The sequence below is a fragment of the uncultured Eubacterium sp. genome (genome assembly GCF_945980375.1).
GTDB lineage: Bacteria > Bacillota > Clostridia > Oscillospirales > Acutalibacteraceae > Eubacterium_R.
In genome coordinates this window covers 1-14,413 of sequence record NZ_CAMFQO010000005.1, presented here as the reverse complement: position 1 = coordinate 14,413, position 14,413 = coordinate 1, and the positions used below count along the sequence as shown (strand labels likewise).

Annotated in this window: 16 protein-coding genes, 1 tRNA gene and 1 other RNA gene; 4 read left to right on the top strand and 14 right to left on the bottom strand. The window is 39.8% G+C overall.

The window, feature by feature from the left end; genetic code table 11:
- Nucleotides 1–10: 10 nt before the first annotated feature.
- From recR to Q0P34_RS02745, 7 genes are all read right to left on the bottom strand, one after another.
- Nucleotides 11–610, bottom strand: a complete 600-nt coding sequence (gene recR / locus Q0P34_RS02775) for a recombination mediator RecR (RefSeq protein ID WP_294952557.1) — start codon at nt 608–610, stop codon at nt 11–13.
- Nucleotides 611–635: 25 nt separating this feature from the next.
- Nucleotides 636–980: a YbaB/EbfC family nucleoid-associated protein gene (locus Q0P34_RS02770; RefSeq protein ID WP_294952554.1), complete on the bottom strand. Its 345-nt coding sequence runs from the start codon at nt 978–980 to the stop codon at nt 636–638.
- A 28-nt stretch (nt 981–1,008) separates the two neighbouring features.
- A complete protein-coding gene (gene dnaX / locus Q0P34_RS02765; protein ID WP_294952551.1) occupies nt 1,009–2,715 on the bottom strand; it encodes a DNA polymerase III subunit gamma/tau in 1,707 nt (568 codons plus the stop codon).
- Nucleotides 2,716–2,764: 49 nt separating this feature from the next.
- Nucleotides 2,765–2,864, bottom strand: an RNA gene (gene ffs / locus Q0P34_RS02760) — signal recognition particle sRNA small type.
- 68 nt (nt 2,865–2,932) lie between these two features.
- Nucleotides 2,933–3,439 carry a flavin reductase gene (locus tag Q0P34_RS02755; RefSeq protein ID WP_294952548.1) on the bottom strand — a complete coding sequence of 169 codons (507 nt, stop codon included), beginning with the start codon at nt 3,437–3,439 and terminating at the stop codon, nt 2,933–2,935.
- Nucleotides 3,440–3,482: 43 nt separating this feature from the next.
- Nucleotides 3,483–4,544: a fibronectin type III domain-containing protein gene (locus Q0P34_RS02750; RefSeq protein ID WP_294952545.1), complete on the bottom strand. Its 1,062-nt coding sequence runs from the start codon at nt 4,542–4,544 to the stop codon at nt 3,483–3,485.
- A 219-nt stretch (nt 4,545–4,763) separates the two neighbouring features.
- Entirely contained in the window at nt 4,764–6,407 is a 1,644-nt protein-coding gene (locus Q0P34_RS02745; protein WP_294952542.1) for a PASTA domain-containing protein, read from the bottom strand.
- Nucleotides 6,408–6,465: 58 nt separating this feature from the next.
- Here Q0P34_RS02745 and Q0P34_RS02740 point away from each other — a divergent pair, with 58 nt between their 5' ends.
- Nucleotides 6,466–8,475, top strand: coding sequence for a beta-L-arabinofuranosidase domain-containing protein (locus tag Q0P34_RS02740; protein ID WP_294952539.1), 2,010 nt, complete (start codon nt 6,466–6,468; stop codon nt 8,473–8,475).
- A 95-nt stretch (nt 8,476–8,570) separates the two neighbouring features.
- A tRNA-Asn gene (locus tag Q0P34_RS02735) sits at nt 8,571–8,646 on the top strand.
- Nucleotides 8,647–8,763: 117 nt separating this feature from the next.
- Here Q0P34_RS02735 and Q0P34_RS02730 read toward each other — a convergent pair.
- The 4 genes from Q0P34_RS02730 to Q0P34_RS02715 all read right to left on the bottom strand — a co-directional run bounded on the left by Q0P34_RS02730 (nt 8,764) and on the right by Q0P34_RS02715 (nt 10,587).
- Nucleotides 8,764–8,907: a hypothetical protein gene (locus Q0P34_RS02730; RefSeq protein ID WP_294952537.1), complete on the bottom strand. Its 144-nt coding sequence runs from the start codon at nt 8,905–8,907 to the stop codon at nt 8,764–8,766.
- Between the two features lie 123 nt (nt 8,908–9,030).
- Nucleotides 9,031–9,426 carry a hypothetical protein gene (locus tag Q0P34_RS02725; protein WP_294952534.1) on the bottom strand — a complete coding sequence of 132 codons (396 nt, stop codon included), beginning with the start codon at nt 9,424–9,426 and terminating at the stop codon, nt 9,031–9,033.
- Between the two features lie 9 nt (nt 9,427–9,435).
- Nucleotides 9,436–9,852 (bottom strand): hypothetical protein, encoded by a 417-nt coding sequence (locus tag Q0P34_RS02720; RefSeq protein WP_294952531.1) that lies wholly within the window; start codon nt 9,850–9,852, stop codon nt 9,436–9,438.
- 450 nt (nt 9,853–10,302) lie between these two features.
- Entirely contained in the window at nt 10,303–10,587 is a 285-nt protein-coding gene (locus Q0P34_RS02715) for a helix-turn-helix domain-containing protein (RefSeq protein WP_294952528.1), read from the bottom strand.
- A 175-nt stretch (nt 10,588–10,762) separates the two neighbouring features.
- Between Q0P34_RS02715 and Q0P34_RS02710 the strand changes: the two genes are divergently transcribed.
- Together Q0P34_RS02710 and Q0P34_RS02705 are read left to right on the top strand one after the other, a co-directional pair.
- Entirely contained in the window at nt 10,763–11,788 is a 1,026-nt protein-coding gene (locus tag Q0P34_RS02710) for a DUF6076 domain-containing protein (protein WP_294952496.1), read from the top strand.
- 205 nt (nt 11,789–11,993) lie between these two features.
- A complete protein-coding gene (locus tag Q0P34_RS02705; protein ID WP_294952493.1) occupies nt 11,994–12,860 on the top strand; it encodes an AraC family transcriptional regulator in 867 nt (288 codons plus the stop codon).
- Between the two features lie 73 nt (nt 12,861–12,933).
- On the opposite strand, the gene Q0P34_RS02700 is transcribed toward Q0P34_RS02705, so the two are convergent.
- From Q0P34_RS02700 to Q0P34_RS02690, 3 genes are all read right to left on the bottom strand, one after another.
- The gene (locus Q0P34_RS02700; RefSeq protein ID WP_294952490.1) at nt 12,934–13,215 is read right to left on the bottom strand and encodes a hypothetical protein; all 282 of its coding nucleotides are present in this window, start codon (nt 13,213–13,215) and stop codon (nt 12,934–12,936) included.
- Between the two features lie 9 nt (nt 13,216–13,224).
- On the bottom strand, nt 13,225–13,473 hold the full coding sequence (locus Q0P34_RS02695; protein ID WP_294952487.1) for a DUF6809 family protein: 249 nt from the start codon (nt 13,471–13,473) through the stop codon (nt 13,225–13,227).
- A 77-nt stretch (nt 13,474–13,550) separates the two neighbouring features.
- Nucleotides 13,551–14,219, bottom strand: coding sequence for a hypothetical protein (locus Q0P34_RS02690; RefSeq protein ID WP_294952484.1), 669 nt, complete (start codon nt 14,217–14,219; stop codon nt 13,551–13,553).
- Nucleotides 14,220–14,413: the final 194 nt, after the last annotated feature.

Genomic DNA, 14,413 nt, shown 5'->3' with positions numbered 1-14,413 from the left:
TATTTTGGTATTAAATAACGCTTCTGCCCTCGATTGCTCTTGACAGCGTTACCTCATCGGCATATTCCAAATCCGCACCGACAGGCACACCGTAAGCCAGTCTGCTGACAGTGATACCCATAGGCTTCAGCAAGCGTGAAATATACATAGCCGTAGCCTCGCCCTCAACAGTAGGATTTGTTGCCATTATGACCTCATCAACCTCTCCGCTGCCGAGCCGAGCAATAAGCTCCTTAATCCTTATCTGATCGGGACCTATATTATCCATAGGCGAAATGGCACCGTGGAGCACGTGATATGTGCCCTTGTATTCCTTAGTGCGTTCTATGGCAACAACATCTCTCGGGTCCTCCACAACGCAGATAATGCTTTTATCTCTATCCTTTTCCTTACAAATAGGGCAAAGCTCGTCATCAGCCAAATCACAGCAAATTTTGCACTGCTTGATTTTGGAGTGGGCATCTGTAATTGCCTTGGCAAATTCCTGTGCCTGTGCATCGGAAAGACCAAGCACATAAAACGCCATACGCTGTGCGGTTTTGTGCCCGATACCCTGCATACGTTCAAACTGATCTATTAAGTTTTGAAGCGGTGCAAGATTGTACCCCATAGCTATTATACCTACCTAATATCAATTAAAGTCCCGGAATGTTTAAGCCGCCTGTTACGGAATTAAGCTCTCTTTCAGCCTCTTCGTCAATTTGGCGAGTAACCTCGTTAAGTGCTGCTACAAGCATATCCTCAAGCATTTCTACATCCTCGGGATCAACAACCTCCGGATTGATGCCTATTGCCTTAACCTCATGGTTGCCGGTCATAGTGATTTCCACCATACCGCCGCCAGATGTTACGACATATTCCTTTTGCTCAAGCTCAAGTCTTTTTGCCTCAATATCCTCTTGCATTTTTTGAGCCTGCTTAAGCATTGCCTGCATATTCTGTGGGCCGCCGCCCATACCCTTTGGAATTCTTGCCTTCATAGTATTCTCCTTTATAATATTTTCTCTATTATTTGTATTCAATATTTATTGAGCCCGATGCCTGATTGATTAAATCCTCAAGCGGATCTCTTTTTGGTGCAGATTGCTCCGACGTACGCTTGAACAGGCCAAGCTTGTAATTTGTACCCGTCACCTCAAGCAAGGCACTCTTAATTGATTTTGAATGAATAGGAAGCTTTATAAAATCTCTAACTGCAGGATTTGGGCTGTCAAGCAGAAAATACTCGCCTCTGACATATCCCTTTGAGCCGTTGAGCACCCCGAAAAGAGGAATGTTTGTTCTGTGCAGAACATCCATAAATTCTCCCCATTGCATAAACTCGACAGTTTCGTTTGAGCTTGGTGCAGGTGCCGTCTGCCGGGGAGCAGGCTGTGGCTCCTCTGCCTCCTGCCGAGGCGGTTCGTCAAGCGGTGGCTCCTCTGCCACCGGCTCTTGCTTTACATCAGGCTCCGACGGCAATTCATCAACCACCGGCTCTGTAATCTCCTGCGTTGCCTGAGGCTGAACAGGAGTTGGCTCGCTAACCTCAATTTTTGCGGGAGCTGTCGGGGTTACCTGTACAACCGTACCGCCCTTAACAGCATTCTCAAGCCTTGAAATTCTGTCAAGCAGAGAAGCAATACTCTCCTCCATTTTTGGCTCACAAAGCTTAATGAACACCATTTCCATTTCTATTCTTGCGGTGGCACCGCCCTTGATTTTTACAAGAGTTGACTGAAGCAAATCAAGTGCAAAAACAATGCTTTCAACGCTAAATCCCTTTGATGCCTCTATTATTGTATTGTATTCATCATCCGTGCAGATAATGAGCTCTCTGCTTTTGCGCACGGTTTTTGCAACAAGCAGGTTGCGAAAATGATTAATCATTTCTACACATAGGCGTTCCATATCAAAGCTGTTTTGGTATAGGTCGCTGATGATTGACATTGCCGAATTGCTGTCTCTGTTAGCTACGCAGTCGGAAAGCTTGTACATTGCCTCTCTGCCTGCAAGCCCTGCAACCTCGGAAACAAGTGATGCCGTAATGCTTTTGCTTCTGCCTGCACATTGGTCAAGAACAGACAAGCCGTCACGCAATGCACCGTCTGCAATTCTTGCAATAAGAATTGCGGCGTCATCATCAAGCTCAAGTCCCTCAATGCCTGCAACCTCCTTTAGTCTTACCGCCATTGTTTCAGGTTGAATACGCTTGAAATCAAACCTTTGGCAGCGTGACAAAATTGTAGCAGGCAGCTTGTGCACCTCTGTTGTGGCAAGTATAAATATTACGTGAGCGGGTGGCTCCTCCAGGGTTTTGAGCAATGCATTGAATGCCCCTGTTGAGAGCATGTGCACCTCGTCAATTATATATACCCTATATTTTCCTCGGCTTGGAGCGTAATTTGTTTCATCCCTGAGCTCACGAATGTTGTCAACACCGTTGTTTGAAGCAGCATCTATCTCTACAACATCATAGATTGAGCCGTTATCAATCCCTTTGCACACCTCACACTCGTTACACGGCTCGCCGTTAACATTATGCTCACAGTTTACAGCCTTTGCCAAAATCTTTGCGCAGGTAGTTTTGCCTGTACCGCGAGAGCCTGTAAACAAATACGCGTGTGATACTCTGCCGTTTTGAATTTCATTTTTAAGCGTAGAGGTAACATGGTCCTGTCCGTAAACATCGGAGAAAACCCTTGGCCTGTATTTTCGATAAAGCACCTGATACATATCCCTTTACCTCGCTCAAAATGAATAAATGCTTTTACGCCCTCAGCGTAACGTACAGACTTGTCTGAGGCACACAGAATAATCCACTTATTGCTGCTCGGTTCCCCGCCTGACAAGGTTCGTAGCTTCCTGTCGCACAGGGCCCATACGCTACGCAGAAGGTGTAAAAGCACCTCTGTTTGTCTATTATACAATATTATTTGTAATAAATCAATATCTATTTTTTGATAAGCACCTTTTCTATTGCGCCATAGTAAATATTGTGATAATCGTTTTCCGGATACCACTTATCCGCAATGCCTTTATCACAGAGCTGTGCAGGCTCAAATTTGCCCTTTGCCATCTTTCTGCAAACAAGCACAAGCTTTGCCTGCTCAAAATACGGTGCATTTTCATCATAGACAGGAGTGATGCCTGCCTCGGCAATTTTATCTGTATCTCTGCCGCTCTTGGAGCCGCACACACCGTGAATTTGTTGCTTGAGCTCTTCCGGGAAAAAGCAAACGGTAAAATAGTCATTGCTGTCAATAAACTGCTCTGTATACCTTTGAGGGCGGATATAAACTGTTGCGGTATCAACACCCCAAAGCTCGCCGACAGCACCCCATGATACTGTCATTGTGTTGCAGGCTTTTTCGTCGCCTGCGGTAACCAATGCCCATTGCCTTGCAATCAAATCAACAACATTTTCCTTTACTTGACTGAATTCAATTTGTTCAAACATATCAAACACCTCTGATAATACTATACACCCTCAACTAAAATTATTACAGGCTGTATCTTTCTATGCCGACAATGTCACCCTTAAACTGCTCAAGATTGCCGTAGTTTCCGCGAACGCCGTCGGGAATTTTTGACTTTTCCACATAAAATTCCATAACATCGCAGTTTCTGCGGGCATACTGATGCTTGCTGTCGGTGTGCCTGTTAGCCTTTTGGTCGCACAAAATAACCTTGATAGATTTTCCTGTCGAGAATGTTATGCGGTATCTTGTACCTATACGGCTGCCGTAGTACGAGCCGAGCGCAACGCAATAATAATCCCCTATCATTCGTATGCCTGTTTTTTCATCTGTATGGCATTCGGGTGAATTAAGCAAGGCATACTGAGGCGAGCCCTTTGCCGTTACGGCTGTGTAATATGCATATGTTTTTGTTGCACCCGACACCTTTGGAAGCCCCATTTTTTCGGGAACATTTGCCTCAACAATATCGCTTTCGGTTTTGCCGTTTTCAAAGTGCATAACCGCCTTATAGCGATAAAACTCCTTTTGTTCAACATCCCTGTCAAAATATTTACCGTCGGTAACGGTGGCTATTTTCCTGAATTTTTTACCGTCCTCGCTTCTGTAAATTTCAACCCTTGAATCATCGTAGGTATTGCTTACCTTAAGAGCAACACCGTTCGACGAGGAATCCTTTACACGCAGCACGGGCTTTAGCGATGCGGTATCAACATGCACCATACCAAGCATAACATCATTTACGCAGGAGGTAATCATAAAGTCATAGGATGTGTCGTTTTGCAAATTATTAATTACAACATCGGTTTTATTTGTGGTTGCATACTCATCAAACTGATGAGTAACAGGATTGTAAACAAAAATATTGTAGCCCAAATAAACCCTGTCGCCGTTCCACCTTAGCCTTACCGAGCTTTCCTTAACATCATATGCTTCAACAAAAAAGCTGTTTTCGTTTTGTGAGCGTATCATATCAAAGGTGCTTTGTACATATAACGGCTCTGAAGCAGCGACCGCCTTTGCTCCTGTGTAATCCTGATGAATTGAGCCTGCATAAGCAGTAAATGAAGCGCCCAATATAAACACAGCAGACATTACCGAAGCAACGATTTTTACTGATAATCTACTAATAACAATGTCTCCTTTACAAATCTGTAATTTTTGTAACCTTTTTGTAACCGTTTAATGTTATAGCAAAAATCAGCCTGCTTGTCAAATTTTTTTGAAAATAATAGACTATATAAATAAAAACCGTTTATTAAATACAAAAACTCCCCTTGTATTAAGGGGAGTAAAACAGCAATATTATTCTGTAACAACAGCAGTCGGGGCAGTTGTTGTTTCCGGAGCGCCGTAAACCTGAAGAATAACCTCCTCGCCTACTGCGGCAAGACTGCCTACTGCGGGAGCGCTTGCATCGGAATTTTTAACGGTATTTTCAATATGTGTGCCGTCGTTGTAAACCTCAACCGTGCTAACCTTAAAGCCAAGCTCCTCAAGCTGCTTTGTTGCCTCCTCAAGAGCAAGCCCTCTGACATCGGGAACTGCCTGGGTTTGAATACCCTTTGACACGGTAAGAATTATTTCTGTGCCCTGGTCAACGGTTTCACCCGGAGCAACATTCTGCTTAAAGATAATTCCCTCCTCGGTATCTGCCGAATACTCACCCTGGAAGGTAAAGTTAAACTGCTCGTTCCAAGCGCCGTTGTTTTCTATATCGCTTTGTGTGTAGCCGTTGTTGATAAAGTTCGGCACCTGATAGGTTTTAATCTGTGACACGGCGGTTGTTGTTTCCTTTTTGTCAACCAAGCCGGAGAACTGCACAACATAAACCGCTGCGGCAACTGCGGCTACAATCAAAATAACTAAAATGATAACAACTGCCTTACGCTTCTTTTCACCATTACTTTCGTTATATTCCGGATAACCGCCTGTTGCGCCCTCCTGATAAATATCCTCCTGCTCAACGGCAGCCTTTGCCTTAACAGCAGGAGCCGCATCAAGAAGCTCTCTGAAGCTGTCAACGGTTTTAACTCTCTTTTCCGGATAAATTTGCAAGCCGCCTACAAGAGCCTTTATTACATGCATGGGGATTTTTTCGGCAATAGTATTGGGAATCATAAGCTTATCGTTAGCCTCGCGAGACAAGGCAGACGGTGGATTTGTGCCTACCAAAGCCCTGTATATGCAGGCAGAAAAGCTGTAAATATCAGTTGCGGCACAAATTCTGTGCTTATTATCATACTGCTCAAGTGCAGTGTATCCCTCGTTTTCCGTAAACTCAAGAACAGTTGCCTTGTCGCTTGCCTCTGTAATAGGAAACGGAGCCAAATGCACCTTGCCGTCCCTGCACAGCACGAGGTTGTCCGGAGTAATTGAGCCGTGAACAATACCGTTTGAGTGAAGTGCCTCAATAGTAGTAAGAACGGGCATAAACATAAGCCTTGCCGTATCCCAAAGAATATAGCCTTCCTCATTTCTTAAAAGATATTCTCTTAGAGGAATAGACTCGGTGCTTTCAATAATTGCATAGTATGTGCCGTTTGCCTCAACCATATCGTAAACCGGAACAACAGCAGACAGATTATGGAGCTTTTGCATAGTGGTCCAAAGGTTGTAAAACGACTTTTTGTACCTTGCATATTCATTAATATATTTTTGACGAACATGCACCTCATCGCTGTCATCAAACCTGTTTGCTATTCCCTTTGGGAAAAACTCCCTGATAATAATAGGCCTGTCAAGCTGTCCGTCGTAGCCCGAATAGGTAACAGAATCGCTCTCTACCTTTTCGACCTTACCGATAACATACCTACCGTCCAAAACTGTTTTTATACCAAGATTAATTGTTTCGTTTTGTGTATCATTATCAAAGCCGCATTCGGCACAAACCGCACCCTCGGTGAGCTCATTCCAGCAGCCTGCACACAGACAATCCAAATCTTTCATTAATTTCACTCCACATATATTAATGCTTATTATATAATAATATCAACATTATCCGATAATGTCAAGCGAACAAAGTGTAAACAAGGCTCGTAAAAATGTTGAACAAGTATGCGGTATGTACTATAATAATCTCGGTGATTATATGGACACAAAACAATATTCAAATCAGGTCAAATTAAAAAACATAAAAATTGACGACGGCTTTTGGAGCAATATCCAAAATAAAATCTCGCAAAGCGTTATTCCCTATCAATACGAAGCGCTTAACGACCGAATTGAAAATGCAGAAAAAAGCTATTGTATAGAGAATTTCAAAAAAGCATCAAGGGCTGTTGAAGCAAGAAAAAACGGAGAGTCTCTGCCTGTATACCCTACTGACAAATGGCATTACGATGACAATAACGCAAACGAAAATGCTTTTCACGGCTGGGTTTTTCAAGACTCGGATGCCTACAAATGGCTTGAGGCAGTTGCTTATTCCTTAACTAATAAATGGGATGATACGCTGTATAAAAATGCCTGCGAGGTTATTGATTTGATTTGCTCTGCGCAGGAGCCAAACGGTTATTTGGACACCTTGTATACCATCAATAATCCCAAAAATATTTTCACCAATCTTCACGATTATCACGACCTTTACTGCTTTGGCCATTTGGCAGAGGCGGGCGTTGCTTTCTATGAGGCAACCTGCAACCGCAGGCTTCTTGAATGTGCAATGCTCTTTGCGGATTTAATATGTTCAACCTTTAACAGCAACGCAAAACGAGGATACCCCGGTCACGAAATTGCAGAGATGGCACTGATAAAGCTTTATGAGGCCTCAGGCAAAAGGCAATATCTTGACACAGCAGAATTTTTCATCAACGAACGTGGCACAAAGCCATACTATTTTGACATTGAACAAGGCATAAAAACCGACGGCAACGGCTATGTATACAATCAGGCTCACCTTCCCGTAAAGGAACAAAAGGATGCAGTGGGGCACGCTGTAAGAGGGGTTTACCTTTACAGCGGTATGGCAGATGCTGCAAGACTGCTTAAAGATGATGAGCTTTATTCGGCATGCCAAAAGATATGGCAAAGCATCACGCAAAAAAAGATGTACATTACCGGAGGCATTGGCTCCACGGTTGACGGCGAAGCATTTTCCTTTGATTATGACCTACCGAACGACTTAGCGTATTGCGAAACCTGTGCCTCCATAGGATTAATATTTTTCGGAATGAGGATGCTGAAAATCTCACCGAACTCACAAATAGGCGATACTATTGAGCGTGCATTGTACAATACGGTGCTTGCAGGAATGAACGAGGACGGCGACAGATTTTTCTATGTTAATCCGCTTGAGGTTTTGCCTAAGGCAAGCAAATGCGATAGCAGAAAGCGTCACGTAAAAACAGAACGTCAAAAATGGTTTGGCTGTGCCTGCTGTCCGCCGAATCTTGCAAGGCTTCTGTCATCAATAGGAGAATACTGTATAACCGAAAATAATAACATTATATATATACATCAATATATCGGCGGCGAATACCGTGCAAATAACGCAACCGTTGTCGTTAATTCAAAATATACCGAAAACGGAAAGGTTAGCATCACAATATCACCCAAAAAAGAAACCACCGTTGCATTAAGAATTCCCGCTTGGTGCAAGGACTATTCGTTTGACAAAAAAGCAAGAATAGCCAACGGCTACGCATATTTTGATGTATCAAACGAAGTCACCGTTAATGCTCATTTCAATATGTCTGTCAGACTTGTAGGCTGTTCAAATCTTGTGAGAGAAAATGTAGGAAAGCTTTCGGTGTGCCGAGGTCCGTTTGTATACTGTGTCGAGGAGATTGACAACGGGGCTGATTTGCAAATGCTTAGAATAGACGCAGATACCCAGCCGATTTACGACAGTAAAAGCGGTACAGTCAAGGCAAAGGGATTTCGCCAAAGACAGAATGATGAGCTGTATTTTGACTTCATTAAACCCGCAGAGGATGAACAGGAAATAATACTGATTCCGTACTGCAAATGGGGCAACCGCGGCGAGAATGAAATGAATGTATACATAAGATATTAGCAGATAAAAAAATTCAAAAAAATATAAAAAAGGTCTTGACATCTCTTTTGTAAAGTGATATTATATGTGAGCACTCGAGAGAGAAAGAAAGACATTCCTCCTTAGCTCAGTCGGTAGAGCACTCGGCTGTTAACCGAGTTGTCGTTGGTTCAAGTCCAACAGGGGGAGCCATATTGGATAAATCCGAACTTCACGTTTTTAGGCGATGGGTTCGGATTTTCTTTTTGCATAAGTCACCTTTACGCAAGATAATAAATTAGGCAAGAGTTTTTACGCTCTTGCCTTTTCTCATTTATCGCTTTGTTGCTTTAACCAAAGCTCATATTTGTTTTGATTTTCTTCGTTTTCAAAATACTCTACAACCTGCGGATAAATCAACTCGGCGATAGATTCCCAAACTTCACTTGGTACATTCTTAATATTGAAATCCAATATTATCACCAATGCAAGTTTGTTAGGTTAAAACATCACCTCCGTTTCAAATTTTTCATAATAAATTCTTTTCATAAAATTTCCTTTCTGCCCGGCTGGCTCTCAACCAACCGGGACTTTTTATTATCCTTTTTGAATTCTTACTGCACTGTCAAAGCTAATTCGACCGAGTGAAGATTTAACCTCCTGAACACACTCTCCTCTTAACTTGCTCAGCGTTCCTTCGTCAATTTCATTGGTAGCAGCAGTAACATGCATCATCATATCAATCTCAACTGCCTGCTTGAACAGTACAGTTCCGATACGATTTGCTATGGCTTCCATATTATTTTTTACTGCATCATCAATTACCGCTTCAAGAAATTCAGTAGATGCCTCTGCGTTAAGATAAGAATCATAATGCTTTATGGCTTCTTCAATGAATTCCGATTTGGAATTGTAATTATCAAATTGATAATACTTATCAATGATTTCCATAGTGCTTTCGCTTAACCTTGCATTGAAATGTATCTTATTCAATTTTTCCTCCTAACCGTTATAGTCGTTGTAGTATCCTGCAATGATTTCTTCAAGATTAACCTTGCCACGCTTTCGCTGAACATTATTGATTGCCTCACGCTCTATTGCACGAATCTCATTTGGAGAGTGCTGTGTATCTTCAGCATACATTCTCATCAGCATTTCCAATTGAACTGCATATCTGAACAAGCCTTGTGCAATAGCACCCTTGCTTTTTTCACTGCTCTTTTCAATCGCTTTGGCAAGTATTTCGCAAATGGCATTGTCATTGCTTTCGATAATTTTATTTGCGATAAATGCTTCTATTGCTTTGGCGTAGAAATCATTGCGTGATTTGTAACCGTATTTAGTTTTGATTATGTCTGCGTTTCGGACTAACTCTTTATCCAGATACAGAGCAACTCTTTGCTTATTTTCATTGCTCATTTTTACCTCCTATTTCTTATTACACCAACATTAGACCTCCCGAAAAGTCTATAATATGGGGTGTTACCATATTAAAGACATCAATTTTTCATCAAACCGTCATTTTCGTAACACTGAAAGACACCAAGGATTTTAGCCTGCACTAACTCTCAAACCCACTTAAAACACTGACTTTTTCGGTCGGCACTGCCGGTCCGATGTGATTCGCAGGGTGCTTTTAAGCACACTGCTTTATCCTGCTTAAAAATCCACCCTATTTTTTGAGGCTGATTTCACTCCAAAATCGTCAGCATATCGCCGTTATTAAGTTGTCTTTTAACCTCTCAAATCGCTCTCACAAATTGCTCACAATTGATTTTTGTGTGTTAGCCGATTACCTTGTCGTATTCGTATTAAGTTTTTTGAAAGGGTTTTTAATTGTTTGTTGCTACTTTTGACCACTGGGGTAGCCTAAATATTTAGCACTGTGTATAGGTTTGATTCCTGACCGTTGTCTGTGAACCTTTGGGCTATATCAATCCAGCCACCGTTTTCCAAATCAGCCAATGCTCGTCTTACTGTTGTGACAGATAAGTTGCAAGCCTTTGCTATTGTTTTAAGTGATGGATAGCATTGCCTTGTTTTCATATCCGAGCACCTTGACAGGTAGCAGTAAACAACGAATGCTCTCTTTTCAATTCCACTGCCGAATATATCATTTGGAACACGAAAATAATTACCTTCTTTACGATTCATTTTTTCACCTCCTTGCCACAGATACATTTTCTGTACTATTGATGTATTATTATTGCCTGTACCACCTCCTTGTGATATTATGGTAGCAGAATTGAACCGTACCCCTCAACTTTTTGCGTGAGGGATTGATAATTACGATTTTTCAATTTTTAATCCATCACAAGGAAGTGATTGCTTGAATCCGATTAACTACTATATGTTAGAGCCGGCAAGGCTCTATGTTCACAATGGAAAAGAAATAGAGTTATACTATTACGAAGAAACAAAGGACGGTTGCTTTGAGCATTATTATGAGTCAACGGTTAATAACGAAATATTCAAAATGCTTGAAGCAGATTTGTCGTTTATATCACAGGGCAGAAAGAGACTTTCAAAGTTTTATAACAAGGTTAAGCAAAACAATTCCGACTTCTTCACTTACAGACAATTCTTTGTTGAGGCAAAAAGGATAGTGAAAGAAATTAAGAAATATTCACATCCTATTTCTGCAATTCTGTTATGCTTAATTCAAAGATTGGAAGAACAAACTCAAGGTCAAATCAATATTGATGATATGGATAAGGTTTGGTATGAAATCGAAACCATAATCTATATGCAATTTAATTTCAAAAAGGATTTAACGCACCTATCACATATACAGCTAATCAATGAAGACAGAAAAAATGTTGCTATGTACGACCGGGAGTTAAACCTAAATCTGCAAACCATATTTGAATACAAGGACAAGGCATCAAAAGAATATTTGTTGCTTGATTCTATTGCCGATTACTACAATGCACTTTTTTACAACTATGTAATTTCAAATCCAATGATTGCACAGTGTAAGTACTGCGACAAATATTTTGTTCCTAAAACGAAAAAAGTCACCCTGTACTGTGACAGGGTGAACATTAAAGGTAAGACCTGCAAGGTGCTTGGAGCCAAGCTGACTTACCATAGAAATATTAAGAACGATCCTGTGCTTGATTTGTACCACAAAGAAAAGCACAGAATTGAAATGTACTGCACAAGAAGTAAACTTGACAGCTACGATTTCTTTTATGATTATTATAACTGGGTTGAAATGTTTGAACCAAAAATCGCTGATTACAAAAACGGAAATTACGACGGTGACAAGCTCATCTCTGAAATCAAGGAACAAACTCCAAACTATCAAGCATACAGCAAAGGTAAAGACTTTGCCGATGAAGAAGGATATTAGTTTCTCAAAATTATTAAAGGAACTTATCGCAAAGCATTCGGCATAGATTAATTTATGCAATTGCCTGTGAGTATGATAAGATTAACGAAATATTTCATAGGATAACAACTAAACCTCTTGGAATATATAACCGATAAAAATAAATTTTAAATATCAAGAAAAATTACTCTCCGTTTACTAAAATAGTGTTGAAAGGAGGATGAATATGAATCAAGTTGACAACTTGCAAAATGGTATTGATTATATTGAAAGTAACTTAATGGAAGAAATAAAATATGATAATTTACAGTTCGTTACTTCAATGAATATCAATCAGTTTCAGAAAACTTTTTTGAGCATCACAGGATATACAGTCGGAGAATATATCAGAAATCGCAGACTGACGCTTGCCGCTTTTGAACTAATCAACAATAAAAGCTCTGTACTTGATATTGCTTTGAAGTACGGATATGACAGCAGTGAAGGCTTTTCAAGAGCTTTTAAAGAATTCCACGGCATCAATCCTAACAAGGTCAAAAAGGGTAAAACAAATTTTAACCTATTTAACAAAATCACACTTGAAATCAAAGTAAACGGAGGAAGCAAAATGAAATTTGAAATTGTTAAGTTAGGCAGTCAAGATTTTACAGGCTACAAAACTATCGCTCCCGGCAATATGAATACAGATATTGATATTCGATGGGATAATGATGACGACGCGTGGGAAGCATCAAGAAAAGAGCAAAACGATATAATGACAGATGACCACATCTGGTATGAAGTTTATAAAAAGATTGATGATTTTCAGTATGTTCACTGCATCTGCACAAAATGCGACAATACTCCAGCCGGATGTGAAAAAGTACATTTCGACGGCGGTTTATTCGCAAAGGTAACAACCGAAAAATGCAAGTATCCTACAGAACAGTTAAAGGATGTATATTATCATACACTTGTTGATAATGAATGGCTGTTAAATAGCGGATACAAATTAGATGATGAACGCAATCAGCTTTATGTAACTAACTGGACTATGATTAATAAAGAAGAAAGATATATTGAAATCTATCTTCCGATTTCCAAAAATGAATAGGTTTATAAACAAAAAGTAATGCAGCCGATTTTCGACTGCATTTTTTACTGTTTGGGTCAATCCTATTTTGTTATCAATGGTAAATCTTGAATTTGTAAACGCTGTTTTTGGTTGTCATTGTGATTATGTTATCTTCGATTATATATGTTCCGAAATTTGTTCTTAGATAACCATCTCTAAGATTGAAATATATGAAGCATTCTCCTTGTCTTATATCTTTACTTTCTAAAATATACAACTGACCTTCTAGGAAAAGGAAACACTCACGCCATCTCCAATCACGATAATTTTTATCCGATATTTTTTCAACAGAGATAAGCTCTGCGTGTCTATAAGATTCAATAATCTTACACATGATGTTCTCCTATTCTTTCATTAGTTTGAGTGCTAATTTGAAACCGATTTCAAATGCCTGAGCCTCAATCAATGAAGCGTATTCGGTAAAACAATCAACATATTTTTCAAACACAACTAACTCATCATTCTTGAGGGAAGAAGATAATGTTTCGTGATGCCGTGCAATCAACTCAACCAATCTTTTCTCCTCGTCACTAATAACTTTATCTTCGTTTGGTCTAATATTCCCATACCATAAATCTTGTAGTGTTGTCATAAATAATCAACTCCTTTGCAGTACCACACAATACCACAAAGGAGTTTTAATATCCAGATAATTTTCACGGCAACGATTTAGTATAAAGAAAGTTGCTTTTCAATTTCTGCAAGCTCATCTCTACATTTTTTAATTTGCTCTTTGTATTGGGATTTGCTTTCGTGATTTTCAATATCAAATTTTCGTTTTTCAAGATTTAGCAATGCTTCTTTGTCTTTTTTGATCTGCAAATCAAATGTTGAAAAGAAATTTTTGAGTCTTCTTGCATTGCCCGAAGCGCTTTCCCCAACATATAAAATATATTTTGTTTCAAGCCTTTCAATAAATAAATACGGTTTCTTTTTATCTTGATTATATGGTGGATAAATACTGAAATTGAAAAAATCTATATTAATATTATCGGATTTTGAATTAATAAATTCAGGAGTGAAGGAATTTTTAAATTCTTTGAGTTTCGCTAAAATTGTGTTACTGATTTCCTGTATATATTGTGCATTGTATTTTGAGTTGGAAAGGCGAATTTTTTGTCTTTCAATAGCGTCTTTTAATTCTTTATATTCTTCCTTGAGAGACCACTCATATTCATTATTCTTTGCACTGAGAATAAGCAGATTTTTAAGTTCGTTTTCTTTTTCTGCCTTTTCTTTCATCAATGGATTTGAAAGTGCCAATGCCTTAACTTCGGCATAAGTTAAAACACTTTCCTCAAGATCTGCGATGCACCTTTGATATGTGCTTCCGCTCAAAAATTGTGATATGAAATTCTGCTTAGTTTCAAGTATTTGCCAAGAATATGAATCAAAGCTACCCTCGGCAATATAACGATAAATAAACACCTCCTTGTTTTCGTTGCCTTTACGCAAAATTCTGCCCTCACGCTGAACCATATCAGTCGGTCATTTTTTGCGGACAGTTCATACATGCTATCCTTTTCTGTTCT